The following is a 1031-nucleotide window of genomic DNA, read 5'->3' as shown; positions in this document are numbered from 1 at the left end:
AGGAAGGTGTGCAGCAGGATCCGGGCCGGGCGGATCGGGGTGCGCTGCTTGGCCGGGGCGCCGGCGGTCAGGGTGCTCATGCGCGGCGCTCCTTGCGGAAGGTCGCGATCAGGTAGGGGATGATCACGACGAGGGAGATGACCAGCAGGACCACGGCGATCGCGGAGCCGTAGCCGATCCGGCTGGACTCTCCGATGATGTTGTTGGTGATCAGGATGGACAGCAGTTCGGTGCCCTGGGCGCCCTTGTTGAAGACGAAGACCAGGTCGAAGGCGCGCAGGGCTTCGATGATGGTGACGACCAGGACGACGGTGTTGGTGGGGCGCAGGGTGGGGAAGATGACGTTCTTGAACGTCTGCCACTCGTTCGCCCCGTCCAGCGAGGACGCCTCCCGCAGCGAGGGGTCGACGCCCTTGAGGCCGGCCAGGTAGAGGATCATCATGTAGCCGGTGTGGCGCCAGGACGCGGCGATCAGCACGGCCCACAGGTTGAGTTTGGGGTCGCCGATCCAGTCGATGTAGTGGCCGGGCTTGTTCGCCCCGATGAGGCTGTTGATCAGGCCGGTGTCGGGGTTGTAGACCAGCTGCCACACGAACCCGGTCACCGCGAGGGAGACCACCACGGGCAGGAAGAACGCGGTCTGGTAGACGCGGGAGAAACGGATGTTCTTGTCCAGCTGGACGGCCAGGAACAGGCCGAGCGGGGTCGGGATCGCGATGAGGACCACGAACCAGATCACGTTGTGCTCGACCGCGGGCCAGAACTGCGGGTTGTCGGTGAACAACTGACGGAAGTTGTCCAGGCCGACCCACTTGATCGAGTCGAAGCCGATGCCGTCCCAGCTGGTGAACGCCAACGCGATCGACGCCAGCGCGGTCACCCACACCAGCAGCACGTGCAGCACGGTCGGCACGCCCGCCATGAAGGCGAGCGTGATGCGGTCACGGCGGGTCAGCAGACGCTTGTGGCCCTGCGGGACGCGCTGGGACGGGGCAGGGCCCGAAGGCGGCACCACGGCCGCCTCCGGGCTC

General features: G+C 66.6%; 1 protein-coding gene. It reads right to left on the bottom strand.

The features are described 5' to 3' along the window. Nucleotides 1–76: 76 nt before the first annotated feature. Nucleotides 77–1031: carbohydrate ABC transporter permease (locus tag AQJ54_RS42905; RefSeq protein ID WP_248845106.1), on the bottom strand; the 955-nt coding region annotated here is incomplete at its 5' end.

Source organism: Streptomyces griseorubiginosus (assembly GCF_001514195.1).
Taxonomy (GTDB): Bacteria; Actinomycetota; Actinomycetes; order Streptomycetales; family Streptomycetaceae; genus Streptomyces; species Streptomyces griseorubiginosus.
The sequence above is the reverse complement of the archived record's forward strand: the minus strand, read 5'-3'. Positions and strand labels throughout refer to the sequence as shown.